This is a genomic window from Metabacillus schmidteae (genome assembly GCF_903166545.1).
Taxonomy (GTDB): Bacteria; Bacillota; Bacilli; order Bacillales; family Bacillaceae; genus Metabacillus; species Metabacillus schmidteae.
This window is the reverse complement of sequence record NZ_CAESCH010000002.1, coordinates 634,373-659,331: the sequence shown is the minus strand read 5'-3', so window position 1 is coordinate 659,331 and position 24,959 is coordinate 634,373. Positions and strand designations below refer to the sequence as shown.

At 35.9% G+C, this 24,959-nt stretch carries 26 protein-coding genes and 1 riboswitch; of the genes, 9 read left to right on the top strand and 17 right to left on the bottom strand.

The window, feature by feature from the left end; all coding sequences use genetic code 11:
• Window positions 1-12: 12 nt before the first annotated feature.
• Window positions 13-168 carry a YuzL family protein gene (locus HWV59_RS23970; protein WP_078431330.1) on the top strand — a complete coding sequence of 52 codons (156 nt, stop codon included), beginning with the start codon at window positions 13-15 and terminating at the stop codon, window positions 166-168.
• A gap of 162 nt (window positions 169-330) precedes the next feature.
• On the opposite strand, the gene HWV59_RS23965 is transcribed toward HWV59_RS23970, so the two are convergent.
• The 6 genes from HWV59_RS23965 to HWV59_RS23940 all read right to left on the bottom strand — a co-directional run bounded on the left by HWV59_RS23965 (window position 331) and on the right by HWV59_RS23940 (window position 5,362).
• Window positions 331-1,248, bottom strand: coding sequence for a proline dehydrogenase family protein (locus tag HWV59_RS23965; RefSeq protein WP_175640549.1), 918 nt, complete (start codon window positions 1,246-1,248; stop codon window positions 331-333).
• Between the two features lie 198 nt (window positions 1,249-1,446).
• On the bottom strand, window positions 1,447-1,701 hold the full coding sequence (locus tag HWV59_RS23960) for a YusU family protein (RefSeq protein ID WP_102228579.1): 255 nt from the start codon (window positions 1,699-1,701) through the stop codon (window positions 1,447-1,449).
• A gap of 13 nt (window positions 1,702-1,714) precedes the next feature.
• Window positions 1,715-2,464, bottom strand: a complete 750-nt coding sequence (locus HWV59_RS23955) for an IucA/IucC family C-terminal-domain containing protein (RefSeq protein ID WP_175640748.1) — start codon at window positions 2,462-2,464, stop codon at window positions 1,715-1,717.
• On the bottom strand, window positions 2,457-3,275 hold the full coding sequence (locus HWV59_RS23950; RefSeq protein ID WP_175640548.1) for an ABC transporter ATP-binding protein: 819 nt from the start codon (window positions 3,273-3,275) through the stop codon (window positions 2,457-2,459). The genes HWV59_RS23955 and HWV59_RS23950 overlap by 8 nt, the downstream gene beginning before the upstream one ends.
• A gap of 30 nt (window positions 3,276-3,305) precedes the next feature.
• A complete protein-coding gene (locus HWV59_RS23945) occupies window positions 3,306-4,361 on the bottom strand; it encodes a FecCD family ABC transporter permease (RefSeq protein WP_175640547.1) in 1,056 nt (351 codons plus the stop codon).
• Entirely contained in the window at window positions 4,358-5,362 is a 1,005-nt protein-coding gene (locus tag HWV59_RS23940) for a FecCD family ABC transporter permease (protein WP_175640546.1), read from the bottom strand. The genes HWV59_RS23945 and HWV59_RS23940 overlap by 4 nt, the downstream gene beginning before the upstream one ends.
• A 152-nt stretch (window positions 5,363-5,514) precedes the next feature.
• Here HWV59_RS23940 and HWV59_RS23935 point away from each other — a divergent pair, with 152 nt between their 5' ends.
• Both HWV59_RS23935 and HWV59_RS23930 read left to right on the top strand, forming a co-directional pair.
• Complete coding sequence (locus HWV59_RS23935; RefSeq protein WP_175640545.1) at window positions 5,515-6,522, top strand: ABC transporter substrate-binding protein; 1,008 nt, start codon at window positions 5,515-5,517, stop codon at window positions 6,520-6,522.
• 132 nt (window positions 6,523-6,654) lie between these two features.
• Window positions 6,655-7,380, top strand: a complete 726-nt coding sequence (locus tag HWV59_RS23930) for a ZIP family metal transporter (protein ID WP_102228573.1) — start codon at window positions 6,655-6,657, stop codon at window positions 7,378-7,380.
• Window positions 7,381-7,496: 116 nt separating this feature from the next.
• Here HWV59_RS23930 and HWV59_RS23925 read toward each other — a convergent pair whose 3' ends face one another.
• The 4 genes from HWV59_RS23925 to HWV59_RS23910 all read right to left on the bottom strand — a co-directional run bounded on the left by HWV59_RS23925 (window position 7,497) and on the right by HWV59_RS23910 (window position 11,507).
• Complete coding sequence (locus HWV59_RS23925; protein WP_175640544.1) at window positions 7,497-8,816, bottom strand: TrkH family potassium uptake protein; 1,320 nt, start codon at window positions 8,814-8,816, stop codon at window positions 7,497-7,499.
• Between the two features lies 1 nt (window position 8,817).
• A complete protein-coding gene (locus HWV59_RS23920; protein WP_175640543.1) occupies window positions 8,818-9,474 on the bottom strand; it encodes a potassium channel family protein in 657 nt (218 codons plus the stop codon).
• Window positions 9,475-9,609: 135 nt separating this feature from the next.
• Window positions 9,610-9,766, bottom strand: a riboswitch (cyclic di-AMP (ydaO/yuaA leader).
• A 282-nt stretch (window positions 9,767-10,048) separates the two neighbouring features.
• Window positions 10,049-10,225 (bottom strand): twin-arginine translocase TatA/TatE family subunit, encoded by a 177-nt coding sequence (tatA, locus tag HWV59_RS23915; protein ID WP_175640542.1) that lies wholly within the window; start codon window positions 10,223-10,225, stop codon window positions 10,049-10,051.
• A gap of 79 nt (window positions 10,226-10,304) precedes the next feature.
• Window positions 10,305-11,507 (bottom strand): D-alanyl-D-alanine carboxypeptidase family protein, encoded by a 1,203-nt coding sequence (locus HWV59_RS23910; RefSeq protein WP_175640541.1) that lies wholly within the window; start codon window positions 11,505-11,507, stop codon window positions 10,305-10,307.
• 184 nt (window positions 11,508-11,691) lie between these two features.
• Here HWV59_RS23910 and HWV59_RS23905 point away from each other — a divergent pair, with 184 nt between their 5' ends.
• The 3 genes from HWV59_RS23905 to HWV59_RS23895 are packed head-to-tail and all read left to right on the top strand — an operon-like array spanning window position 11,692 to window position 12,939.
• Complete coding sequence (locus HWV59_RS23905) at window positions 11,692-12,270, top strand: TetR/AcrR family transcriptional regulator (RefSeq protein ID WP_175640540.1); 579 nt, start codon at window positions 11,692-11,694, stop codon at window positions 12,268-12,270.
• A 5-nt stretch (window positions 12,271-12,275) separates the two neighbouring features.
• Window positions 12,276-12,620, top strand: coding sequence for a DMT family transporter (locus HWV59_RS23900; RefSeq protein ID WP_175640539.1), 345 nt, complete (start codon window positions 12,276-12,278; stop codon window positions 12,618-12,620).
• A gap of 1 nt (window position 12,621) precedes the next feature.
• On the top strand, window positions 12,622-12,939 hold the full coding sequence (locus HWV59_RS23895; RefSeq protein ID WP_102228566.1) for a DMT family transporter: 318 nt from the start codon (window positions 12,622-12,624) through the stop codon (window positions 12,937-12,939).
• Window positions 12,940-12,993: 54 nt separating this feature from the next.
• Here the strand turns inward: HWV59_RS23895 and HWV59_RS23890 are convergent, their stop codons facing one another.
• Window positions 12,994-13,785 carry a DUF2935 domain-containing protein gene (locus tag HWV59_RS23890; protein ID WP_175640538.1) on the bottom strand — a complete coding sequence of 264 codons (792 nt, stop codon included), beginning with the start codon at window positions 13,783-13,785 and terminating at the stop codon, window positions 12,994-12,996.
• 143 nt (window positions 13,786-13,928) lie between these two features.
• On the opposite strand from HWV59_RS23890, the gene HWV59_RS23885 reads away from it, so the two are divergent.
• Window positions 13,929-14,753 (top strand): manganese catalase family protein, encoded by an 825-nt coding sequence (locus HWV59_RS23885; RefSeq protein ID WP_175640537.1) that lies wholly within the window; start codon window positions 13,929-13,931, stop codon window positions 14,751-14,753.
• A 64-nt stretch (window positions 14,754-14,817) separates the two neighbouring features.
• On the opposite strand, the gene HWV59_RS23880 is transcribed toward HWV59_RS23885, so the two are convergent.
• The 3 genes from HWV59_RS23880 to HWV59_RS23870 all read right to left on the bottom strand — a co-directional run bounded on the left by HWV59_RS23880 (window position 14,818) and on the right by HWV59_RS23870 (window position 18,243).
• The gene (locus HWV59_RS23880) at window positions 14,818-15,258 is read right to left on the bottom strand and encodes a GNAT family N-acetyltransferase (RefSeq protein WP_102228563.1); all 441 of its coding nucleotides are present in this window, start codon (window positions 15,256-15,258) and stop codon (window positions 14,818-14,820) included.
• 25 nt (window positions 15,259-15,283) lie between these two features.
• On the bottom strand, window positions 15,284-16,744 hold the full coding sequence (locus tag HWV59_RS23875) for a PAS domain S-box protein (RefSeq protein WP_175640536.1): 1,461 nt from the start codon (window positions 16,742-16,744) through the stop codon (window positions 15,284-15,286).
• Between the two features lie 254 nt (window positions 16,745-16,998).
• Window positions 16,999-18,243, bottom strand: coding sequence for a S1C family serine protease (locus HWV59_RS23870; RefSeq protein ID WP_175640535.1), 1,245 nt, complete (start codon window positions 18,241-18,243; stop codon window positions 16,999-17,001).
• A 286-nt stretch (window positions 18,244-18,529) separates the two neighbouring features.
• On the opposite strand from HWV59_RS23870, the gene HWV59_RS23865 reads away from it, so the two are divergent.
• Both HWV59_RS23865 and HWV59_RS23860 read left to right on the top strand, forming a co-directional pair.
• On the top strand, window positions 18,530-19,204 hold the full coding sequence (locus HWV59_RS23865; RefSeq protein ID WP_175640534.1) for a response regulator transcription factor: 675 nt from the start codon (window positions 18,530-18,532) through the stop codon (window positions 19,202-19,204).
• On the top strand, window positions 19,201-20,535 hold the full coding sequence (locus tag HWV59_RS23860; protein WP_102228559.1) for a sensor histidine kinase: 1,335 nt from the start codon (window positions 19,201-19,203) through the stop codon (window positions 20,533-20,535). The genes HWV59_RS23865 and HWV59_RS23860 overlap by 4 nt, the downstream gene beginning before the upstream one ends.
• 27 nt (window positions 20,536-20,562) lie before the next feature.
• Here the strand turns inward: HWV59_RS23860 and fumC are convergent, their stop codons facing one another.
• The 3 genes from fumC to HWV59_RS23845 all read right to left on the bottom strand — a co-directional run bounded on the left by fumC (window position 20,563) and on the right by HWV59_RS23845 (window position 24,475).
• On the bottom strand, window positions 20,563-21,948 hold the full coding sequence (gene fumC, locus HWV59_RS23855; RefSeq protein ID WP_175640533.1) for a class II fumarate hydratase: 1,386 nt from the start codon (window positions 21,946-21,948) through the stop codon (window positions 20,563-20,565).
• A 761-nt stretch (window positions 21,949-22,709) separates the two neighbouring features.
• Window positions 22,710-24,038, bottom strand: a complete 1,329-nt coding sequence (locus HWV59_RS23850; protein WP_175640532.1) for an FAD-dependent oxidoreductase — start codon at window positions 24,036-24,038, stop codon at window positions 22,710-22,712.
• A 296-nt stretch (window positions 24,039-24,334) separates the two neighbouring features.
• Window positions 24,335-24,475 carry a hypothetical protein gene (locus tag HWV59_RS23845; RefSeq protein WP_175640130.1) on the bottom strand — a complete coding sequence of 47 codons (141 nt, stop codon included), beginning with the start codon at window positions 24,473-24,475 and terminating at the stop codon, window positions 24,335-24,337.
• Window positions 24,476-24,959 lie beyond the last annotated feature (484 nt).

Here is a 24,959-nt window from a genome sequence, read left to right as displayed (position 1 = left end):
AGGTGATATATAATGGCAAGATTAAAAAAATCTCCTTCAAAAGCAGGTGTTAGTGCTGCAAGCGTCAAGGGGAATGCGGGTCCTACTAACGAAAAAGCTGGTGGCGGAAAACGCACTAGTCAAAACCAACAGTACAAACAGCATAATATGGGTAGTGACGATATGTAATATTAGAAAAGCGGAAGCGCCTCGATCAGCCTAAGGCAGGCATAAGACGCTCAGGAATAGAAGACGTTCTTTGTCTTCAATTCCTGAGCGGCTTATGACCCCGAGGGGCTAGGCGCTGGAGCTAGACACAACAACTAAGTACAAAACTTTTAAACTCTATCATTAGCGCTTGATCAATCCTTTTAAAACAAATGCAACATTTGCTGGCCTTTCCGCCAATCTTCTCATAAAATATCCGAACCAATCCGTACCATAGGGAACATACACCCTCATTTTATATCCTTCATGAACAATATCCAATTGCTTTTCAGGTCGTATTCCGTAAAGCATTTGAAATTCAAATTGAGTCTTAGGTATCTTATATTTGTTCACAATTTGTTTTGTATATTCAATGATTTGATCGTCATGTGTGGCAATAGCTGTATAATGACCATTAAGCAAATGCATTTTAATAATCTTTTTAAAATTCTGATCTACATCTTTTTTATCTGGATATGCAACATTCGCCGATTCCTTATAAGCCCCTTTAACAAGTCGTAAATTTGCTTGATAAGCACCTAAGTCTTCCACATCTTTTACCGTTCGATATAAGTATGCTTGCAGGACTGTTCCTACATTGTCATACTCAGATTTAAGTTGTTTATAAATTTTTAATGTTCTTTCACACCTTGAATAATCTTCCATATCAATCGTAATGAAAACTCGAAGGTCTTTTGCCTTTGCCAGGATTCTGCGCATATTTTCTAATACGACATCATCTGATATGTCTAACCCCATTGACGTTAATTTGATGGATATTTGAGATTTTAACCGTTCCCTACCAATTACCTCAATCGCTTTTATACAATGATCGGCTGCTTCAGCAGCTTCATTTGCATCTGTATTAAACTCACCTAAATAATCTAATGTTACGTCAAGTCCTTTATTATTTAATTGTTTAATCACATCTTTTGCTACATCTATCGTATTTCCTGCAACAAACCTTGCCGCTCCAAAACGCAAGCCATATTTCTTCGCAAGCTTTGTCATCATCTTATTTTTGGATAAAAACATAAAAGAGTTCCGCAGTAATTTTTCCATATAAAACAGCCTCCTCTTAGGTTCTTATACCGAAAAAGCACAAGAGATCTCTCTATAAAGGGGCGAAGACGCATTTCAGATTTTATTAAAATCCCTTATAAAATCTGTATTCGTCTTATTGTTACTATATGTTTCTTACGGAAAACTGTTCAAATAACGACAATCAGAAAAGGACTGTTTTTAAAACAGCCCTTTGTCTTAACCTTGATTTTTTGATTCTCTGTGCTTCTCATTTAAAACCTTTATATCATTAATAATGGCTTTTAGGTTGTCCTTTGCATCAGGATATGTGGCATTCCAATGCTTAGCAAGCGGTGGCATTGATTTCGATATATGAGTATAAAGTGCCCACATTTTTACTTTTTCCTTCACTTCATCAGAAGAATCTCCTACTAATAATTCGCTATACTTCTCAACGAGCCCATCAAATTGATCTTTTAGCTTTTGATCCATTCATGAACACCTCCTAATTCGGACTTTTGCATTCAATCGGACATGTACTACATCGATCATTATTTTTGGATGTAAGGTAAAACAAACAACAAGTTGATCTTTTTCGTACATTATTTTGCTTTTCATTTAAGAATGGTGTAAGTGGATTTTTAGCTTTTACTCCAAAAAGATGTGGTGCTGCCTCAAATACAACATACAAAAAGTCATCTTGTATTCTAGCTTTCGTTTCTTCTGCTAAGTCCGGATCTTCTAATGTCGATTCATACATCCAAAAAATATAAACAGCTACATTTTCCCATAAAATAACCTTAGCAACACGAGATATTTTTGAAATGGTTGTAATCATACGGGCTATATTCTGTTTAAATAGAGCACCTAATACCTCATCACGCCATTCATTTCGATTCGAAGCTGGAGTGGTGACTTCCATGTTTGTAAAACGGAAACTCGGTAACCAAAACGGGTCATCTTCCTTTGTATATAAAGAAAGGTTTTCTATGGAACTATTTATACCTTTATTAAATATACTCATACTATATAAAACAAGAGCACCTAAAAAGGCATAACTCTTTAGAAGCATCGAACCTAAGACCTGATGTTTATCTGTATTGTATTTTATTTGCAGGTCTTCATTAAATAATCTTATCAACTGGTCTTCTTTCAATAATTCAGAACCTTTGACCATAACATTTGGTGAAATCTCGTGTAAACATAATCGATATTTCTCTAATATTTGCTTTTCTTCTTTCGTTAATTCAGCCATTTAAAGCGCCAACTTCCTTTAGAATACATCTTCCTCTTCCATGAGGGATACAGAGTGGAGTTCCAAAAATTGGATCAACGGTTACATCACAGTTCATTTGAAATACATTTTGCATTAAGCTGCAATTAATCACTTCTTCAGGTTTCCCCTGTGCATACACCTTCTTATCTTTTAATGCAATTAAATTATGAGCGTAGCGGCATGCTAAATTTAGATCATGTAGCACCATAACAATTGTTCGATTTTCCCGCTCATTTAATTCAAATAATAAATCAAGAATTTCAATTTGGTGTGTCATATCCAAATAAGTTGTTGGTTCATCCAACAAAATAATATCTGTTTTTTGTGCCAATGTCATGGCAATCCATGCACGTTGTCTTTGACCTCCTGATAATGAATCAACTGGTCGCTCTGCTAACTCCTGTAAGCCTGTTGCTGCTAAAGCACTATTCACCGCTTCCTCGTCCTCTTGCGACCATTGCTTCAACCAGCTTTGATATGGATAGCGCCCTTGTTTTACTAGCTGTAGGACCGTTAATCCTTCTGGTGCCACTGGACCTTGGGGGAGAATCGCAAGCTGCTTGGCTACTTCTTTTGTTGATAATTTCGCAATGGCATTTCCCTCTAATAAAACAGATCCTTCCTTCGGCTTTAATAGCCTTGCAATAGATCTGAGCAAGGTAGATTTTCCACATCCATTACTTCCGATAAAAACAGTAATTTCACCTTTAGGAATTTTCACATCTAACTCATTTATTATAATCGTATCTCCATAGGAAAGTGTGAGCGCACTTGTTTCAATTGCTGACATCTAAAATCGCTCCTTTTTACACAGCATTTATTAGTTGTTTCTTGTTTTATATAACAAATAAATAAAATATGGGGCTCCAATTGCTGCAGTAAATACTCCTGCCGGCACCTCTAGAGGGGAGAATAGAACCCTTCCTAAAAGATCTGCCATCATGACCAGAATAGCCCCGATTAATGCAGATACTGGCAAAAGCGCTCCAAATGAAGATCCTACAAGTCTTCTTCCTATATGTGGTGCCATTAATCCCACAAAACCAATAACTCCTGCAAAAGCGACAGCACTACCTGTTAAAGCTGTACTTAAAAGTAAGAGTAAAAAACGATTGCGTTGAACGGCACTTCCTACTCCCGTTGCTAGCTCATCACCGAGCTCTTGTATATTGACATTTCGAATTGAAATAATGCTAATCAAAAATAAGATGACAACAACAGGTAATAAAATCCATACCTGTTCCCAAGTTGCCCCGTAAACAGTTCCAGTAATCCAAACATTTGCTTGTGCTGCCTGGTAGATTGGACCTTTCACCATAAATAATGTTGTCAGAGACTGTGTGAGCATGGATAAACCAATCCCAATTAACACAAGCCTAATGGAAGATGCTCCATTTTTCCATGATAACAAATAAACGAGAATTCCAATAATCGTTGCACCAATGAATGCCGCCACAGGCAACCATTTAATACTTACAAACAGTGAATTGTTTTGATCACTGAACAGCATAAGAAATAAGACAACACCAACAGATCCTCCACCTGTTATTCCTATGATATCAGGTGATGCTAACGGGTTCCGAATTAATCCTTGTAATATAGCTCCAGCAACAGCTAAACTAATTCCTACTAATAAGGCAATCATAATTCTTGGCAGGCGAAACGAATAGATAAATAAATTTTCCATGTCATCGCCATATCCAAATAATGTCTTTAGCACATTAAGCGGACTAATAAAAACTTCACCCACTCCCGTACTCGTCAAGAATACAATACATGTAACTGCAAGTAGAATGAAAGAAATAGTAACTGCTTTTTTATCAATTAAAAAGGACAGTTTATCTGTACCAATGCGTAGCTTATAATATTTTTTCATGAATGGTTGAACCCCCTGCGCGCAATATAAATAAAAAAGGGAGTTCCTATAAATGCCGTCATAACACCAACCGGTACCTCTTCAGGCATAACAACATATCTTGCTAAAATATCAGCAAAAACAAGGAGAGAGCCTCCGAGAACAACGCAATATGGAAAAATCCAACGATAGTCATTCCCTACGATAAACCTTGCAAAGTGTGGGATCACGATCCCAATGAATGCAATTGGTCCAGCTACCGCTACAGCCCCTCCGCCTAAAAGAATAACGAGTAGGGCACCTGTTAATTTTACAAAACCGGTTCTTTGTCCTAAGCCTTTTGCGACATCTTCCCCCATTATTAATACATTTATTTTCTGGGAAAGAATCAAGCTGATCATGATTGCAGGTAAAATATATGGTAGAACAGCAAATAAACTTTCCAGACTTCTCCCTTGAATCGAACCTGCCAACCAAAAGAGAACTTGATCTAATGCAGCTTCATTCACCACTAATAATCCTTGTGTTAAAGAAGAAAACAATGCTGCCATTGCTGCACCTGCTAATGTCAGCTTCATTGGTGTTAACCCCTGACGTCCAAAAGAACCTACAAAATAAACGATAAATGCTGAAAAAGCTGCACCTGCAAAGGCAACAAACGTAAATCCTTGATAAGAGTTAACATAAAAAAACGTAACAGCAACAACGATAAAGAAACCAGCACCAGCGTTAATACCAAACACACTCGGTGATGCGAGAGGATTCTTCGTCAATGCCTGCATAATTGCCCCAGCCAAAGCCAAACTTGCCCCAACAGTAGCACCAATTAATGCTCTTGGTAACCTGACCTCGTAGACAATAATATGTTCATTTGAACCATTAAAACTCATAAATGCGTCATACACAGTTTTTAAGTTTGTATTTGCGTAACCAAAGACAAGGCTCCCACAAAATAATAGTAAAAGTAATATAAACCCTAGAATAAGACCAATTGATTTTTGATAATTTGTTTTTAATATCATATTTTCTCCCTGCGACTTTCCTTACTTCAACTTCATCTTATCAAATTTGATTGATCTTGAAAATCATTTTCATTTAAGTGTTGACAATATTTCGACAACATCTTATCATTCTCTTATAAATGAAAATCATTATCATTAATGGAGGACATAACATGAGCAGTACTTACAGAAAGTCTTGGTTATCATTATTTTTACTAAGCATTACAATTCTTATTCTTGGGGCATGTGGGAATACAAATGAAGAAACAACTGAATCTGAAGGTGCGAAAGAAAAAAATGATACACCATCAGAAGAAACATATACAGTTGAACATGCTATGGGAACAACTGAAATTACTGGAACTCCAGAAAAAGTTGTTATTTTAACAAATGAAGGAACTGAAGCTCTGCTTGCAATGGGAGTAACACCGGTTGGAGCTGTTCAATCATGGCTTGGAGAGCCATGGTATGATCATATCTCTGAAGAAATGACAGATGTTCAAGTCGTTGGTACTGAGAGTGAAGTAAATGTAGAAGCCATTGCTGCACTAAAACCAGACTTAATTATTGGAAACAAAATGCGACAAGAAAAGGTCTATGAACAATTAAAGGCGATTGCACCGACCGTTTTCTCTGAGACATTAAGAGGTGACTGGCAGGAAAACTTTAATTTATATGCAAAAGCATTAAATCGTGAAGAAGAGGGCAAAAAGGTCATTGCTGATTTTGAATCACGTATTACATCATTGAAGGATTCACTTGGCGATAAAGCTAATCAGGAAGTTTCTGTTGTACGTTTTATGGCAGGTTTGACAAGAGTTTATTATACTGATACATTCTCTGGTGTCATTTTTGACAAGCTGGGGTTAAAACATTCCAATTCCGTTCAAGAGTTATTTAAAGATAACCCGGATGATTTATTCGTACGTGAAGTTGGAAAAGAAATCATTCCGCAATTAGATGCTGATATTTTATTTTACTTCACATACGCACCACCGGGTGATACAGAAGCAACTAAAACTGAAGAAGATTGGACAAACGATCCTCTCTGGAAAAACCTGGAGGTAGTAAAAGCTAATAAAGCATATAAAGTTGATGATGCGATCTGGAATACCGCCGGTGGCGTAATTGCAGCTAACTTACTATTAGATGATATCGAAAACAAATTAGGTTCTGAATAAGATACTGGCGGCCAACACTGTTGGCCGCCTTATTATTTTTCCACTCCAACTTTTTACCTATCAACTTTTCCGTTTTATCTCACTAATTAAGGGAAAAATAGCAATATAACTATTTACAGGAGATGAGCTATCTTGCTTCAGGCAGCGTTTTGGGGAGCTTTTGCCGGATCACCTATCCTCTTAGGAGCGTTGGTAGGGATTTTCACAAATCTTCCTAAGAAGATAACAGGACTAATCATGTCATTTGGAACCGGTGTTTTAATAGGAGCTGCCGCATTTGAATTACTTGCAGAAGCAGTTAATGAAGGCGGTTTATGGGCAACATCCCTTGGATTTCTTTCAGGAGCTTTAGTTTTCACCTTTTCTGAAGCCATTATTTCAAAAAAAGGTGGAAGTGAGCGAAAGCGCTCAAAAAAAAGCTCTGAAAATCATTCCGGTTTATCAATCTTTATTGGAACAATCATTGACGCTGTTCCTGAGTCGATCATTATTGGAGTGAGTTTACTAGAACAAGGAACGGTTAGCTACTTAATGGTTATTGCTGTTTTAATTAGTAATTTTCCTGAGGGTCTTTCCAGTACTGTTGGATTAAAACAAGACGGGTATAAACGAAAGAAAATATTGCTGATGTGGCTAATTGTTGTAGCACTTTCATCAATTAGCTCGTTATTAGGTTATGTTGTACTTCAGAATGCACCTGTACATATCGTTTCAATCATTTCTGCTTTTGCAGCTGGCGGAATTTTTGCTATGGTATCCTCGACCATGATGCCGGAAGCATTTGAAGAAGGCGGTGCAGTAGTAGGATTTATTGCTTCTTTAGGACTTTTGGCTTCTTTGTTCTTAGCTAATATCTAAGAAAAGCGTAAGGCGCCCGCCTATCGGCTCGAGCTAGACACCAACACTAAGTACAAAATTTAATACTTTTTATCCTATAAAAAAGGGCTCCCTATTTGAAGGAAGCCCTATTAGATTTATCCAGTTAAAATATCTTCTTCCGGATAGCGAATTTTCTCTTTTGAAGGTGTTGCTAAAGAAAACATCAAGGTCAATGGACCAAGTTTTCCTAAGATCATAATAAAAATAATAAGCTGTTTTCCAACAGATGTTAGTGTTCCAGTTAGTCCTGCAGACAGACCAACAGTACCAAAAGCAGATACCACTTCAAACATAATATCAATAAATGAAGCATCTTTTTCTGTTATATTTAAAAGAAAGATACCAATAATGACAAATACAATACTGATCATTGAGATCGCGAGTGCTTTAAGAAGAAAAACTGAGTTAATTGTTCTTCTTAATATAACAATATTAGTTTTCCCTCTTAAAAAGCTGATTGTTGCGAGTCCAATAATTAAGGCAGTTGTTAATTTAATCCCCCCGCCGGTAGATCCACTTCCTGCTCCGATAAACATAAGGATAATCATAAAAAACAATGTAGTTTCATCCATACTTCCAATATCAATCGTATTAAATCCGGCTGTTCTTGGTGAAACAGCTTGGAAATAAGAGGCCCAGAGCTTATCCCCTAATGTAAGATCACCAATTGTATTTGGGTTACTATATTCCAAACAAAAGATAAATAGCATAGCCACAGTATTTATAATAAAAGTACCAATAATCATTAACTTTGTATGAAGAGATAGTTTTTTAAACTTTCTCTTTTTCCACACATCAACTAAAACGGTAAATCCAATTCCACCAATGATAAACAAAATAGAAATCACAATATTCACCAGAGGATCGCCTACATATTGGATAAGATTATCTGACCAAAGTGCAAACCCTGCATTATTAAATGCGGAGATCGAATGAAAAAAGCTAAAAAACAATCCTTGAGCCCATCCGAATTGTGGTATCCATCGAATTGCAAGGAAAATCATCGCAATCAGCTCGATCGTAATGGAAAAAACAAATAGGTATTTCACAAGCTTAATAATTCCACCAACCGATGTTTGATTTAAAGCATGTTGCATAAGCAATCTTTCTTTAAGTCCAATCTTCTTGCCTATCATAATATAAATTAAAACCGCAAATGACATGATCCCAAGACCGCCAATTTGAATAAGTACTGCAATAATAAATTGTCCAAAGGTTGTAAAGGTAGTAGCAGGATCAACTGTGGCAAGTCCTGTTACCGTCATCGCTGAGGTGCTAATAAAGATAGCATCTATCCATTTAATTCCTTCATAAGTAGAAAAAGGTAGCTTTAAAATACATGTTCCAACTGTTATCGACACAACGAACACAATAACCAATAATTGCGACGGATTCAACTTAATGAATTTTTTCATTTTACATACCGAATTCTTCAAAATCTATAATATCTTTATTTTTACCAATAATTAGTAATACATCTCCAATAGAAATTCGTTCATTTTCCGATGGTGATACACAAATCTCTTCACCTCTTTGAATGCCGACAATATTGCAGCCGTATTTAGAAGGTATATCTAAATCACAAATTGTCTTGTTACATAGCTTCTTTGTTGCAACAACTTCCACAAGACTGTACTCTCTGGATAGCTCAATATAATCAATCATTTTTTCGGATATTATATGATGGGCGATGCGCTTTGCCATATCTCGCTCAGGGTGAATAACACGGTTCACACCAATTTTATCTAACACTTTTTGATGGTAGTCATTTTGTGCTTTCGCCCATACTTGTGGAATGCCTAATTCTTTTAGAATGAGAGATGTTAAGATGCTCGCTTCAATATCGTCACCAAACGAAACGAATGCATGATCGACATTTCGAACCCCCAGCTGCTTTAAGATTGTTTCATCTATTGCATTTGCCCTTACTGCATGTGTAGCATATGCAGCATATTGCTGGATTTTTTCCTCACTTTTATCGATCGCCAGAACTTCAATTCCAAGCTCATGGAATTCCTTAACAAGACTCCCGCCAAAACGACCTAAGCCAAATACAGCAAATTGCTTCTTCACAAAAATTCCTTCTTTCAATACTTAATGTTGTTAGTTACTTTTATTTCCTTTTATAGGTACACATTCATACATTTTTTGAACAACAAAAAAAGACACAAGGGTAGTGAGTCCCTGTGTCTTTTAAAAAGAAGCACATGGTCATCCCTTTAACGCTTGCGGAGTTAGCTGTCGGATTCGGGCAAAAGAGAATAGCCCTACAAACACCTTTAAAGACGTTTGATTCACCCCAAGTCTGTTAAGACACTTTCATGGGTCCCCCGCTCCTAATAATAGGATTAAGCGATCTTTGATCATCTATTCTTTTTTATTTAAAAACAAATTAATCATAATAAATAGTCAACTAACTAATTAATTCATATTATTTACGAATGTAATCTTACTCCCCCCAACACTCAATCGTAAAGGATGAAAAAATTCATTTTTTGATAATATATGGTCAAATTCGTTAATTTAATCGCTCTCAACTATCATTTCCTTAGTTAATCTTTTTATTTTGAACTTTTTCTAGGTTCCTTGTTATCCTATCTCCATAAAAAAAGACACAAGCAATATCGCTGTGTCTTATATATATCGTTTATGGATTATTTTTTTTATTCACAGGCTCTTCATCATCCATAAGACCCTTTGTAGCATTTTTAAATTCTCTAAGCGTTTTACCTGCTGCTTTTCCCAGTTCCGGTAATTTTTTTGGTCCAAATAATAACAGCGCAACAAACAAAATAAGTAAGATTTCTCCGAATCCCAAATTCATGTGTTCACACTTCTTTCATAAGAATGATAGACTTTAACTACCATTATAAATCAATCTAGATAAGAATCAAAGTTAGTTATTAGACTTTTCTAATTTGAAAATAAAATAAAAGTGAAACAAAAAGTCCGGTGACCACGGCTATTGGAACGATGATAGACAAATGATATTCCTCTCTCTTTTGGTTCACCACATCTTCATTTGTAACAATCTCACTTTTCATCTGTTCATTTTTCTCTTTATTCTCAACTTGATCAAGCTCTACTTCCGTTATAATCCTTTGATCCTCACCCTTAACAATAAGATCACCTGATGGACTTACATCTTTTTCAATCGTTTCTCCTTGTCGTTTCGTAAATGAGGTATCTTCTGTTACTAAGTACGAATGTTCGAATCCATCAGTATATTTTTCATTTCTTAGGACCTGATCTGTTTCAAAGTGTTCGAAGCCGTAATTGAATAAGGCTGTGGTGTCTTCATAGGACTGTTCACTGTACATCGAGTTTAACGTAACAGCAATCAAACTTATATTCTCTCGTTCAGCCGTTGTGACAAGTGTAAATCCCGCTTCCTGGACAAACCCGTTTTTTCCACCTGTGATACCTTCATACTCCTTGTCGCGTACCATTTCATGATGATTGATAAGAGTTGTATCCCAGGTCTCACCGTCCCATTTTAATTCACTCGTTTGAAAAATGTCTCTAAACGTTTGATTTTGTATCGCATATTGCGTGATTTTGGCCATGTCCTCTGCTGTAGTCAAATGCTCTGTTTCATAGAGCCCATGCGGATTTGAGAAATGAGTATTTTGCACCCCCACTTCTTGTTGTAAAAATTCATTAAAATCTTCCGCAAATTGTTCAACAGAACCACTAAGGTGTTCAGCAATCGCAACTCCTGCATCATTTCCGGAATTAATGATCAAGCCTTGAATTAACTTTTTTAATGGAACCTTTTCACCTGCTTCTAAGTAAACTCGAGTTCCATCCACATTTCTTGCATTCTCACTAACAGTCACAAGATCATTTATATTCCCTTTTTCTATCGCATAAATAGCTGTTGCAATTTTCGTTATGCTTGCAGGCGGGAGTTTTTCTTTACTATTTTTTTCATATAGTATTTGACCTGACTCTGCATCAACCAATATAACTGCCTCACTATAAAGGTGTAGATGTTCTTTCTCGAGGTTAGCAGTTGTCTCTGTCTCAGCTTTAATGGTTTTCGGCAATATAAATGAGCATATGACGAAAGCTATCAGAACATACTTAAGGTAGAATTTTTTCATGATGCTGCTCCTATACTTTATAGTTCTTATTCTTTCTTGAATAGGATAACAAGCGGTTACTGAAAAAAGCAATGTCAGTATTTTGAAACTATCCCTACTTTTTTACTACAAGAAAACTCTGGATTGACACTATAAATGAAGGCAATTATACTATAAACTGACGAACGTAAGGAAGGTTGATAATATGTCTGCTTCAAACATTAAACATGCTGCATTGATTCAATTTGCACAAAATGGTTATGATGGCACATCTCTTGCTACAATTGCCAATGATGTGGGGATAAAAAAGCAATCCATCTATGCCCATTTTAAAGGTAAAGATGAACTGTATTTAAGTATATTAGAAGATGTAATCATGGATGAAAGGCGCTATATACAAGATTATGTTTCCTCTCAAACCACATTACCTATACACGATAGGCTCTATCAGTTTTTAGCGGAATATAGTGAGCGATGTGAAACACATGCTTCCTCAAAGTTTTTATTGCGTAATGGGTTTCTTCCTCCTTCGCACTTGCATGAGCTGATGATGCAGAAGGTATACAACTATTTAGATGATATCGAACAACTCTTTCTACAGTATTTAGAGAAGCAACAAACATTTTTTACTGTACCGCTCGAAGAGGTAGTGATTTCCTTTATTGGTCTTATTGATTCATTGCAGATTGAACTTCTTTATAGTGGAACAGATCGATTTCAACGGAGACTTCATGCCTCATGGAACATTTTTTGGAGAGGCATTTCAGCTTTTAAGGAGGAATAAACGAAATGAATAAGTATTGGTTTCTTGTTTATATATCGACATTTTTCGAGGTTAGTTGGGTAACAGGGTTGAAGCATGCATCAACTGGATTGGAATGGGCTGGTACGGTGATATGTATTATTGTGAGTTTTTATTTATTAATTACTGCAACAAAGAAACTTCCAATCAGTACTGTATATGCAGTATTTACTGGTTTGGGAGCTGCAGGCACGGTCATTGTTGAACTCGTCCTTTTTTCGAATGAGGTAAACTGGTTGAAACTTTTATTGTGTGCGATTCTTATTGCAGGTGTTGTTGGTCTAAAAATGGTCACGACTGAAAATGGCCAGCCTGTGAAAGGAGAGAATTAAGATGGATTGGTTTATGCTGATTTTAGCAGGACTCTGTGAAGTAGCAGGTGTTGCTGCAATTGCCCGTTTTAATGAGAAAAAGAATCTTTTAAACGGATTATTCCTTGCCTTAGGATTTGGAACGAGTTTTTTGTTGTTAACTTTAGCGTTAGAAACCATTTCAATGGGAACAGCATATGCGGTTTGGACGGGGATTGGAACAGCTGGCAGTGCACTGTTTGGTATCCTGTTTTTAAAAGAACCTGCAGATTGGAAACGTGTCTTGTTTATTGCTATGATCATATCCGCGACGGTTGGGTTAAAGTTTTTACCGTCTTAAATTTCATTAATAGTATTAGTAGGAAGACAGCTTACAACTGTCTTCCTACTCTTTTTATATTCTTGGCTTTGTCGGATTACAAGATGGCATTTTAGTCTGAGCTGACTCTGCTAACTTCATTAAGTAATAACATTCTTCTCTCATCATATGATCTGCCATTAGAGGTGAAAACGTACTAAGCATCTCCTTGTTTAGCTCCATTTCTTCCACTTCAGCTAAAAACCCTCGAAATAACTCAATTTCAAGTTGTACCTCCTTATTCATTCTTGTTAACGCTGGAAAAGAATCGATATTAGCTCGTAAATATCCTGATAATTCAACTGCTTTTAAATAAAACTCTTCAAATTCCTTTACATATTCATCGCTTTTACGTTTAAGCTTTTTTTCTGTTGCATCTAATTCATCAGAAATAGCTCCTGCATGACCTGCCGCATCTAATAGCCATAATAAGTGATGGTGCAACTCATGAAAGATCGGTGGCGCCTCCTTTCTTTTTAAATATGAAAGAACGAGTAAATACTCTTCAAGCTCATTTACCATATGATTGATGAAAGTAGGAGTAAGATGAATCTTTATTTCCCCTGAAACATGTCTTCTAATAATAGATAGCTTAAACTCACGAAACTCCTTCACATATTCTTCTGCTTCTAAGGTTAAAGTTGTCAGGTTAGATTGTTCTCTAGATTTTTTTAGTAAGGTATCAAAAACATCTCTATATCGCTTTGCTTTTTCAATATCCTTCGATTCCATTACTGCCAGTGATTCCAGAATAAATCTTGCATGGTCACCGAGCACCTGTAACCAAAATTGATGTTCAAATGCTGCAGCTTGTTCAAATGTTTTCATACTTTCCCTCCTTATACCATCTTCATTAATATGTATGTTTGTGAAGCTTGTTTTAGTAAAAGGATGAGTAAATGAGGAATAGGACATTTCATCAAAGAATATATATATCCTTGTTCACCAATCCAAACAAGGAGGGTTTCTTCATGTTTTTTCACATCAAGGAGCTTCAATACAACGCGAAACCCGATCGGCCGGATGCTGTTTATGCCAAGAAGCTTCAGGAAATTTTAGGTGGTCAATTTGGGGAAATATCAGTTGCCCTACAATACTTATTTCAAGGCTGGGCAACAAGATGTCCAGGGAAATATAAAGACATGTTATTAGATATCGGAACTGAGGAGCTTGCCCACATTGAAATGCTCTCGGTCATGATTGGCAGATTGCTAGATAATGCTCCTTTAAAAGACCAAGAGGAAGCTGCCAAAAACCCTGTTATCGAAGCTGTACTTGGGGGAATGAATCCACAGCATGCGATTGTATCAGGGCTCGGTGCACTGCCTGTTAATAGTACAGGTGTACCATGGATGGGAAGCTATATTATTGCAAGTGGTAATTTACTGGCTGACTTTAGAGCGAATTTAAATGCGGAGTCACAAGGAAGATTACAAGCGGTTCGTTTATATGAAGCAACTGATGATCGCGGTGTTAAGGATATGCTGTCATTCTTAATTGCCAGAGATCGGATGCACCAAAATCAGTGGTTAGCAGCCATTGCTGAGCTTGAAGCCAAGGAAGGAAGAACAGTACCAAGTACATTCCCAATTCATTTGGAAGCTCAGGAATTCTCTTATAAATTTATGAATCTATCAAGAGGAGAAGAAAGCGCACGGGGCCGTTGGGCAAGTGGACCAAGCATGGATGGGCAGGGTGTTTTTGAATATGTACAGCATCCACAGCCACATGCTCCAAAACCCGTCCCACGTCCAGCACCACCTGAATATCATGATACACCGCCAAGTAGCTGTTAAGAACAAGGTAAAGGTTCAAAAAAATGACGGTTCTCACTTGTGCAGAGTAAGGGCCGTCATTTAATTAATGAAAAATATGTTTCTCCCAATACACCATATGTTCGTCTTGTTCCACTATATCCATGAACAACTTTTCTAATACACGAATGGAGGCATGGTTCGTTTTTTTGCATTCCGCTATAATTTTATTTACTTTACCTGTTTGAAAGGCCCAGTTAACTAATGCCTCTACTGCTTCAGTTGCATACCCTTCGTTTTGTGCATCAGGGGATATTCCGTATCCAACCTCTACAATACCGTTAACAGGCTTTCCTTTGAAACCTATATCACCAACTATTTTTTCATCTGTTTGTGAGAATACAAGCCAAACTCCCCAGCCAAGAAGATCTTGATCTATTTCAAGTTCTTCTAGATAGTGGTGAATATGAGGCTTTATATCTTCATCTTCTTCTATTAATTCTCCTGTACAAGGCTTAATAATTAATCGTTTCGTCTTAATCTCCATTGTTTCCCTCACTCTTTTTTACTATTTAATCTTCTGGTTTTGAAATAGGGAGTTGAATTGAAACTGTTGTTCCATTTGAATCACTTTCAATAGTAACAGCTCCATTATGATGTTTCATAATTTCAAGGCTAACCATAACCCCGAGACCTGTCCCATTTTCCTTTGTTGTAAAAAAGGGTTCGCCTATTCTATCTAGGATTTTCTTCGGAATTCCTGACCCTTGATCTTTTATGTTTACCACAACAGAGGAATCATCGTATTTTTCGACTATTAGTGTGATGGTCCCCTCATTTTTCATTGCTTCTATTGCATTTTTAATGAAATTTATAAACACCTGTTTGAGTTTATTTTCATCACATAATACAAATACAGGCTCTGGATGAAACGTAGTTTTTAAATTAACATTATGTAATATTGCTTGAGTTTTTGTAAGTGTAACAACATGCTTTAAAATACTTTGAATGTCTCTATGTCGATACCGTTCTAATTGAGGCTTAGCTAAAGCTAATAACTCACTCAAAATAATTTCCATACGATTGATTTCAGCAGAGATAACTGAAAAAAATTCTTGTTTATAGTTTTTACCGCTCTCCATCAATTGCATAAATCCTTTTATCGCAGTAATCGGGTTGCGTATTTCATGAGCGATCCCTGCTGCTAGTTGTCCGGCAACCGTTAACTTTTCCGAGTTAATCATCATTTCGTGTGCTAATTTACGCTCAGTAATATCTCTAATAATGAAATAAACTGCATGATCTTCTTGAAATATTGTAGGAATGGTCTTAATTTCAACATCTATTTCTTTATTGTTAAGCTGGACTATTTTTACTTCATGTAGTTCTGAAGCCAGTCCTTTTTCAGCCATGCTAAAATTATTGATAAGCATACTTGAATATCTTTTTAAAAAAGTGCTTACATCTTTTCCCAAGACATCCTCAACCTTATTTCCACCGAGTAACTCAGAAGCTTTTTTGTTCGCAAATACAACCCGTTGCTCTTGGGTAATGATTACTCCATCAGGAGAGTGCTCAATCAGGCTTCGATGGAGCCGCTCACTTTCCTTTAGCTTCTTTCTTTGTTCGTTAAAATAAGTAATATTCTTTGCTATTCCATAAACACCGATAATCTCATTATCAACAATAATAGGAGAATTTGTTACTTCTAAATCGACTCTTTCGTTACTTTTAGACAATATTGTACATTGGTATTGCTGAATGGCCCCTGTTAAAGAATAATGAAACTTTGTTTGTACATTTTGAAGGTGAGATTCAATAATTAAATCACTATAAGAGAATTGGTTTAATTCTTCCTGACTATACCCAGATATTAATTCACAAGCTCTATTTGCTATTACAAATTTCCCCTCTACATCCATAGCATAATAAGCCTCAGGCTTTGTGTCTTTAAAGATCTGTTCAACAAATAAACTCTCTTTTATAAACATTTCTAGCTTTTTTCTCTTTTTCTCTATATTTAAGCTATTCATGGTGGTCCCCTTCCTAGTTTACATAAGAATCTAGATAAATAGATATGTGTGCATTATGAACTAGTCCCCATTTTTATTGTACACTATATAGTTTTCAATCTCTTCCCTTTTTTTACAACTGTTTCATACGTATTACCTAAAATAAAAAAGCTGACAGTTGTAAATGACCTAAAAGGGGGAGATAGATCATTTAGCATGTCAGCTTCATTATTTATATGAAGAGTAATGACTTTTCCTATTGCAAGATGTTAGAACTATGCGTTTGTTGCATCACGGTTTGTTAGTTTGATTTTAAGTGTTACTTTTTCACCTGCACGATATAGCGTAACATCTACTTCTTCACCTATTTCTGTTTCAGTATAAAGAAACTTTCTTAGGTCACTCGCATTCGTAATAGCTTGATCGTTCATAGAAACAATCACATCTTGTTGCTTTAAGCCTGCCTCATCTGCCGGGGAGTTTGGTGAGACATTTCCAACGATTACTCCTTCTGTTACATCTTCAGGTAGGTTTATTTGTTCCTGCAAATAATACTGAGGAATTTCACTCATCTCTACTAAACCTACTCCCAGGAATGGTCGTTGAATTTTTCCGTTATTCATTAACTCTTCTGCAATAGGTAGCACATCATTACTCGGAATTGCAAATCCTAAACCTTCGACACCACTTTCAGAGATCTTTAAACTGTTGATTCCAATAACCTGTCCGCTCATATTGATTAAAGGACCACCACTGTTACCAGGGTTTATCGCTGCGTCTGTTTGCAGAACATCTAATGCCCAATCTCCTTCAGAGGTAGTGACATCAATTGTTCGATCAACTCCGCTAACAATCCCTTGTGTTACTGTTCTTGTAAACTCTTCGCCCAATGGATTTCCTATCGCAATAACATCTTCTCCTGTACGAAGCTGTGAAGAGTCACCCATTTCAGCGACGACTGTCACATGCTCGGCATTTATTTTTAGAACAGCAATGTCTGTTAATGCATCTGTTCCTACTAATTCGGCTTTAACTTTATCTCCGCTATAAAGTGTGACTTCGATTGACTGAGCTCCTTCTATAACATGGTTATTTGTAATAATATAACCAGCGTCTCCTTCTTTCTTAAAGATCACTCCTGAACCTGTTCCGGTTTCAATATTTTCCCCTGATGAGTTTCCAGAGGAGTTTCCAAAGAAATTTCCATTTGTTTGAGCTTGTAAGTTTGTAATTCCAACAATTGCTGGTGAAAGGCTGTCTACAATATCAGCAATAGAGTTTGAACTGGTTGATATAGCTTGTGTATCAACCTTAGAAGTTGAATTTCCGTTTTGCGCAGCTGTTTCTACAGCTTGGTTATTTTCAGTGCTGCTTGGTTGTTGATCATTTGTAAAAGTGGTTACACCAAGCACAAGTGCTCCACCAACTACACCGCTTATTAATGAAGAAAGAATTGGTTTAAAGCTTCTACGTGGTTTTTTTTGTTCGCGTGTTATTTCCGTTTCATCATAATATCCCATGTTAACATCCTCCTGTTTTTCTTTTTTCAATATTATATTTAAGCACCTTGTGAACTTACAAATCCACCAATGACAATTAATAGTAAGAGTAGAGAAATACCTGCAAAAATAATAGCTCTCATCGTTTTCAGATCTCCTTTTTGAAATCACTTTATTTACTTGATTTTTGATAGCTTAAGTATATGAAAAGAGTTTGGGATAATAATGAGAGAATTATGGGAAATTGTGAAAATGGTGAAAGAGACAGAATGAAGGATGTATAATAGCGTTGAGAGGAAGTGAAACAATGAGTTACAACGTATATTTAGTCGAAGATGAGCAAAATTTAAATGAATTATTGACGATGTACTTAAAAAATGAAAGTTGGTCTGTTACGTCTTGTCAGACTGGTTCAGAAGCTAGAAACTTAATAAACACTCCACCACATTTGTGGATTTTAGATATCATGCTGCCTGATGTTGATGGTTATCAATTGATTAGAGAGATTAAAGCTGTTACACCTGAAGTACCTGTTATCTTTATTTCAGCAAGGGATGCAGATATAGATAGGGTTTTAGGGTTGGAGCTTGGAAGTGATGATTACATCTCAAAACCATTTCTTCCGAGAGAACTTGTGATTCGTGCTCAAAAACTGCTTTCAAGAATGTATGTAGAGCAATCAAGTGCAACAAGCCACTTAATACAACTTGATCCATATGAAATAGATGAACAAGTGCGTATCGTTTATTTTAATGGAGAAGAAGTCAATCTAACTTCAAAAGAATTTGATCTTCTTCAGCTTTTTCTTCACAACAAAGGCCAGGCTTTTTCCAGAGAACAAATACTAACAAACCTGTGGGGCGAAGATTACTTTGGAACAGATCGAGTCGTTGATGATTTGGTAAGAAGATTACGGAAAAAAATGCCGGAACTTAAATTAGAAACAATCTATGGTTTTGGCTATAGGATGTTAAAAGGATGAGAAACAAACCGTTAGCCTTTCAAATTTGGATTGTTTTCTCAGGTATTCTCCTTGTTATATCACTTTTATTGGTTATTTTATTTCCCACAACTTTACGGGGATTTTTCACAAAAGAAATATATAAAACGATTGAGAATGAACAGCTTGTGTTACTGGAGTATGGAAATCTAGGAAATAATATGGGAATTGAAAAACAAAACGATCGTACCGTTACCCATTTAATGCTTCCTATTCAACGGTCTTTTTACTTTAATTCTAATGAAATTGAATTACCGGTTGATTTTCTAAGGCAAACACAGGAATTGGCAGCTAATCAAAAACAATCAACATACCAGTACGAGAAAAACTTAAAAAACCAAACTTTGTTTTATGTCATACGCAAAATTACTGTAAATGGAGAACCTAGTTACCTCCTTTCTTACTCTTGGGATTCCTATCGAAATGATCTTGTCTTTACACTATTCAGACGATTAATGATTGTAATGGGCGTCGTCTTTTTATTTAGCTGGATTCCCTCTATATGGTTAGCACGCTATCTATCAAAGCCGATTGTAAAGCTTGAAAAGCACGTAAAAAAAATCGCTGATCAAGAATGGCATGAACCTGTTGAAGTTGATCGAAATGATGAAATTGGCAAACTGGGACAAACTATCGAAAAAATGCGGCAACATCTGGTAAGAAAGGATGAAGCTCAACAGACTCTCTTACAAAATATCTCACACGATCTAAAAACACCTGTCATGGTCATTAGGGGTTACGCAAGGTCTGTTAATGATGGAATCTTTCCAAAAGGTGATTTATCAAGCACGATGGATGTTATAGAAGATGAATCAGAAAAGCTTGAGAAAAAAATAAAGGATTTGCTTTATTTAACGAAGCTCGATTTTTTATCCACTCGAAAGCCTAGAAAAAGTGAATTTCGCATTGATGCTCTTATACGAGAAGAAATTGAACGAATAAAATGGGCAAAAAAAGGTTTAAATTGGACTCTCGAGTTAGAAGAAGGAATAATTGTTGGCGATTCTGAACAATGGGAAAAGCTTATTGAAAACCTCCTTGAAAATTCCTTACGATATGCAGACCAAGTCATTTCGGTTTCCATCAAGAAAAATCCTACTAAGCTTCTCTTGTCCGTTTGGAACGATGGCCCATCAATTGATGAAAATATGATGGACCACTTATTTGAGCCATTTCAAAAGGGGCAAAAAGGGGAGTTTGGAATTGGACTAAGCATTGTAAAACGTATTGCTGATTTACATGATGCCAAGGTTTGGGCCTCTAATGAACGAAATGGCGCTGCATTTTATATAGAGGTTCCTTACAGTAAATAGCCTGGCAAACTAGTTGCCAGGCCTTTATTATTTTGGATAAGTCATTTCTTCCGGTTTTACATATTGATCAAACTGCTCTGCTGTTAGTAATTGAAGCTGAAGAGCTGCTTCCTTTAAGGTTAACCCTTTTTTATGTGCAAGCTTGGCAATTTTCGCAGCATTTTCATAGCCTATATGTGGATTAAGTGCTGTCACAAGCATCAAAGAATCTTTCACATACTTTTCAATAACCGGTATGTTTGCTTCAATACCTACAGCACAATTATCATGGAAAGAATTCATGCCATCTGATAAAAGTTGAACTGATTGTAGAAAATTATAAATAATGACCGGCTTAAATACGTTTAATTCAAAGTTTCCTTGACTTGCAGCAAAGCCAATTGTTGCATCATTTCCCATTACTTGAACAGCAACCATCGTTAATGCCTCGCTTTGTGTTGGATTGACTTTTCCAGGCATAATTGAGCTCCCCGGCTCATTTTCAGGTATAGTAATTTCACCAATTCCACATCGCGGTCCACTTGCAAGCCAACGAACATCATTTGCAATTTTCATTAAATTGGCAGCTAATGCTTTCAACGCTCCGTGAGCATATACAGTTTCATCATGGCTTGTTAGTGCATGGAATTTATTACTGGACGAATGAAATTTCTTTCCTGTAAATTTACTAATTTCCTCTGCCACTCGATCACCAAACTCAGGATGTGCATTAATACCCGTTCCTACCGCAGTCCCTCCAATTGCCAAATTTTTCATGTACGGAAGAGCATTCCCAATCATTTCCTTCGTTTGTGATAGCATATGAGTCCAGCCGCTGATTTCCTGACCTAAGGTTAACGGTGTTGCATCCTGTAAATGTGTACGACCAATTTTCACTACATCTTTAAATTGATCTACTTTCTGATTTAAAATAGCATAAAGCTGTTCGATAGCCGGAATTAGTTGTGTTTCTACAGCTAACACACCTGCAATATGCATGGCTGTTGGAAACGTATCATTTGAGCTTTGACTCATATTGACATCATCATTTGGATGGATGACTTCATCAATACCTGCTTCCTTTAACAGTTCATTTCCTCTTCTTGCGACAACCTCATTAACATTCATATTACTTTGCGTACCGCTTCCTGTTTGCCATACAACCAGTGGGAAATGATCATTTAATTTCCCCTCAATTATCTCATCACATGCCTTAACAATTGCAGCAGCTTTTGATGTATGTAACTTTCCTAGTGAATCATTAACAATTGCAGCACTTCGCTTTAAGATGGCAAAGCCGATAATCACCTCATTCGGCATTTTTTCTCTACCAATTTTAAAATTCTGCTTGCTTCGTTGTGTCTGTGCTCCCCAATACTTTTCAGCTGGTACTTGAATTTCACCCATTGTGTCTTTCTCTACACGATAATTCAAACCTACACACCTCCGAGATTGAATGATTCCACTTCTTTAGTGTATATTTTTTCCTTTCATTTTAAAAGGAATGTGATTGGGCTACATCCAATTACTAATCGAAAAAACCTGTCAAGAGGTTCTGTTCAACGCTCTTTAGTTAAAACTTTGTTATTTTCAAAAATATACTGAAACAAATATAGTATAAATGACTTAGAAAAGAAATAGAGAAAAAATTGAACATTATTAATACGAACTAACCTATAATATCGAAATTTTTTGGCTAAGTATGTGATTGGAAATGCAAAAAAAGCATGTACTAATCCGTTGAGCAAAATAAACTTCTTAAAATCCCCGTAGGCAATTTTTAACGTCCACAATGAGATGAAAATAAATGGACCTGTACTATAAGGTAACTCATTAAATAAGAAGGAGTTTGGTTTGTTGTAAAAAACCCAGTATTTGCGTTTCTTTCCAATTCGCGCATGTAGCATTTCGAGGATTACAATTAGAATTGTTGCGGGGAAAAATTTTTTTAAATGATGAATTCCTAAAAGAGATACTGATGACCATGATAACAGCACCATTATAATATTAAATACCTTTTGATTTTTTACGGACATAGTAAGAACCCCCTCTTTTTTATTAGGATTCATTTTTAGTTATAACAATATTCATGTTACATCAAATATCGTTAGTGATTTACTTTCATTGCTTTTGAACTTTAATCATGACAATGAAACACTAAAAAAGCGTTGGAATACCAACGCTTTTCATCTTTACTAAATAGTTTGTAATCCTGCCTGATTTAAGAAATTCCATGGCTTATTGTAATGTGGCTGGAAGAAGAAATCCACAAAGCCAAGCTCATCCATTGTCATATTATTTTGGATACATACAGACAATGTATTAATAGATTGGGTAACGTCAACTTTAGACATAACTTGAGCACCTACGATTCGTTTTGTGTCCTCTTCATAAACTACTTTTAAAGAAATATCTTCAAAAGTCGGCATGAATTCAGGACGGTCATGCTCCAAGATTGTGATACTTTTCACATTCATTCCCATACGAAGTGCTGAAGTTTCGGTTAATCCAGTTGTTGCAATGTTTTGGTCATAAATTTTTATACCTGAAGTACCTTGTGTTCCCATATAGCGAATGGTGGGTTTCATCAAGTTTTTCGCTACTAATGTCCCCATTCTTACTGCATTTGTTGCTAAAGGGATATAGGCATATTTACCTGTTGGATTGTAGCGGATGGCACAGCTATCACCTGCAGCAAATACATCCTTATTACTTGTTCTCATGTAATCATCAACTTTAATTGCTCCATTACCAAGCATCTCAATTTGTCCTTTTACTAATTGTGTATTCGGTTGGAAACCAATACAAAGGATCACAAGCTCTGCTTCATATGTTCCTTTCGTTGTTTCTACACCTGTTACTTTACCATCTACACCAGCAAAACGTGTGACTGTCTCTCCTAAAGCAAGCTTCACACCACGTTCTTGAAAATCTTGTTCAACTACGTTTGTAAATGATTCGTCTAAATACTTGCTTAAAATTCTTTCTTCCCCATCAATAAGTGTCACGTTCTTACCACTCATTTCAAAGGCTTCTACTAATTCGATGCCTATATAACCTGCACCAACTACAACGATGTTTTGTGCATCCTTTGCTTTTTCAATAATTGTATTAGCATGATGAAAGTTTTTGCATAAAAGTACATTTTCCATATCTATACCTTCAATTTTTGGAATTACCGGCCAAGATCCTGTTGTTAGAACAAGTTTGTCAAATGTATCGTGTACAATCCTATTCGTTGTAAGGTCTTTTGCCATAATCGTTTTTTCTTCAATATTAATATCATTCACTTCATGCTTCATACGCATGTTCACACCGAGATCAGTTAATTCTTCAGGAGTACAATAAAATAAACCATTTGGATCTCTTACCACTCCACTAACATGTAAAGCAATACCACAAGATAAAAAAGATATATTATCATTTTTTTCGTAAACTGTAATTTCTGCCTCCGGGTAAAGTTTTACCATATTTGAAACTGCAGCAGTTCCTGCATGTGTACATCCAATAACAGCTATTTTCATTTAAAATTCCTCCTAAGAGTTTTTATTGTGAAGTATTTCACATAATATTTGTGAAATGTTTCACATTCATTTGATGACTTTATTATAATGCACCCTTTTCGAAAATACAATACATTTTGTGAAGTTTTTCACAATATATTTTAAAGATAGGCTTTGTTACTGTTTATTTGAACGTTTGGTCAACGGTCTCTATGTATATAAAATTAAGACAAACAAAAAGCGACCTTGTTATTCAGATTAGAATAGACAAGCTCGCTTATATAATTTTATTTCTCATCACTTTATTATCCCTTCAATTAGTTAATAGATTGTTTTATAAGTTTATCCTCTGTATGATCACTATCCGCATTAAATTTATCAAATAAATAAGTTAAGTAAGAATTTAATTCAAATCGATCTCCATTAACAAAATCAGATAAGACATGCTTTTTTTCCATTATCATTTTCCTCCTTTGATTTTCATTAATTCTATTATTCCCAAACTATTAAAATCTTATACAACTAAAAATAACGTTTCTTGAAAACAAGCAATCTTTTTCACATCTATCCACTCAGTACAGTATTAACATGTTAATTTTTCAGAATATAGTGCATTTAAATCATAGACCTTAACACATTCACAAGGTTTAATTCCTTCAGAATAAGATCAATGTATATATCGCCCCACCTTCGCCAAATGTTATGATGACAACTCGTGCCATCCCATCTAATTTAATTATAAATGATAACGCTTACAAAAGTAAAGGGATTAAAGGTGGAGTTTAAAATTATAAAGGAATTAATGGCGCGGCAACGAAATACCTCGACCATTATTTATAGCTGGTTTCAATTTTTAGACCAAATTAAACATCATTTAACATGGCTTAAAAATAAGATGTGAGCCCTCATTTCTGTGGGTCACATCTTATCATTTTCTTTTTA

Excerpts from the sequence above, each read along its gene's own strand:
- HWV59_RS23880 (WP_102228563.1), bottom strand. The coding sequence starts at position 15,258 with ATGGAGATTAAGACGAAACGATTAATTATTAAGCCTTGTACAGGAGAA.
- tatA (WP_175640542.1), bottom strand. The coding sequence starts at position 10,225 with ATGAATTTGGGATTCGGAGAAATCTTACTTATTTTGTTTGTTGCGCTG.
- HWV59_RS23955 (WP_175640748.1), bottom strand. The coding sequence starts at position 2,464 with ATGGCTGAATTAACGAAAGAAGAAAAGCAAATATTAGAGAAATATCGA.
- HWV59_RS23900 (WP_175640539.1), top strand. The coding sequence starts at position 12,276 with ATGAATAAGTATTGGTTTCTTGTTTATATATCGACATTTTTCGAGGTT.
- HWV59_RS23875 (WP_175640536.1), bottom strand. The coding sequence starts at position 16,744 with ATGAATAGCTTAAATATAGAGAAAAAGAGAAAAAAGCTAGAAATGTTT.
- HWV59_RS23945 (WP_175640547.1), bottom strand. The coding sequence starts at position 4,361 with ATGAAAAAATATTATAAGCTACGCATTGGTACAGATAAACTGTCCTTT.
- HWV59_RS23865 (WP_175640534.1), top strand. The coding sequence starts at position 18,530 with ATGAGTTACAACGTATATTTAGTCGAAGATGAGCAAAATTTAAATGAA.
- HWV59_RS23895 (WP_102228566.1), top strand. The coding sequence starts at position 12,622 with ATGGATTGGTTTATGCTGATTTTAGCAGGACTCTGTGAAGTAGCAGGT.
- HWV59_RS23925 (WP_175640544.1), bottom strand. The coding sequence starts at position 8,816 with ATGAAAAAATTCATTAAGTTGAATCCGTCGCAATTATTGGTTATTGTG.
- HWV59_RS23905 (WP_175640540.1), top strand. The coding sequence starts at position 11,692 with ATGTCTGCTTCAAACATTAAACATGCTGCATTGATTCAATTTGCACAA.
- HWV59_RS23860 (WP_102228559.1), top strand. The coding sequence starts at position 19,201 with ATGAGAAACAAACCGTTAGCCTTTCAAATTTGGATTGTTTTCTCAGGT.
- HWV59_RS23935 (WP_175640545.1), top strand. The coding sequence starts at position 5,515 with ATGAGCAGTACTTACAGAAAGTCTTGGTTATCATTATTTTTACTAAGC.
- HWV59_RS23940 (WP_175640546.1), bottom strand. The coding sequence starts at position 5,362 with ATGATATTAAAAACAAATTATCAAAAATCAATTGGTCTTATTCTAGGG.
- HWV59_RS23910 (WP_175640541.1), bottom strand. The coding sequence starts at position 11,507 with ATGAAAAAATTCTACCTTAAGTATGTTCTGATAGCTTTCGTCATATGC.
- HWV59_RS23845 (WP_175640130.1), bottom strand. The coding sequence starts at position 24,475 with ATGGAAAAAAAGCATGTCTTATCTGATTTTGTTAATGGAGATCGATTT.
- HWV59_RS23960 (WP_102228579.1), bottom strand. The coding sequence starts at position 1,701 with ATGGATCAAAAGCTAAAAGATCAATTTGATGGGCTCGTTGAGAAGTAT.
- HWV59_RS23850 (WP_175640532.1), bottom strand. The coding sequence starts at position 24,038 with ATGAAAATAGCTGTTATTGGATGTACACATGCAGGAACTGCTGCAGTT.
- HWV59_RS23965 (WP_175640549.1), bottom strand. The coding sequence starts at position 1,248 with ATGGAAAAATTACTGCGGAACTCTTTTATGTTTTTATCCAAAAATAAG.
- HWV59_RS23885 (WP_175640537.1), top strand. The coding sequence starts at position 13,929 with ATGTTTTTTCACATCAAGGAGCTTCAATACAACGCGAAACCCGATCGG.
- HWV59_RS23890 (WP_175640538.1), bottom strand. The coding sequence starts at position 13,785 with ATGAAAACATTTGAACAAGCTGCAGCATTTGAACATCAATTTTGGTTA.
- HWV59_RS23970 (WP_078431330.1), top strand. The coding sequence starts at position 13 with ATGGCAAGATTAAAAAAATCTCCTTCAAAAGCAGGTGTTAGTGCTGCA.
- HWV59_RS23950 (WP_175640548.1), bottom strand. The coding sequence starts at position 3,275 with ATGTCAGCAATTGAAACAAGTGCGCTCACACTTTCCTATGGAGATACG.
- HWV59_RS23870 (WP_175640535.1), bottom strand. The coding sequence starts at position 18,243 with ATGGGATATTATGATGAAACGGAAATAACACGCGAACAAAAAAAACCA.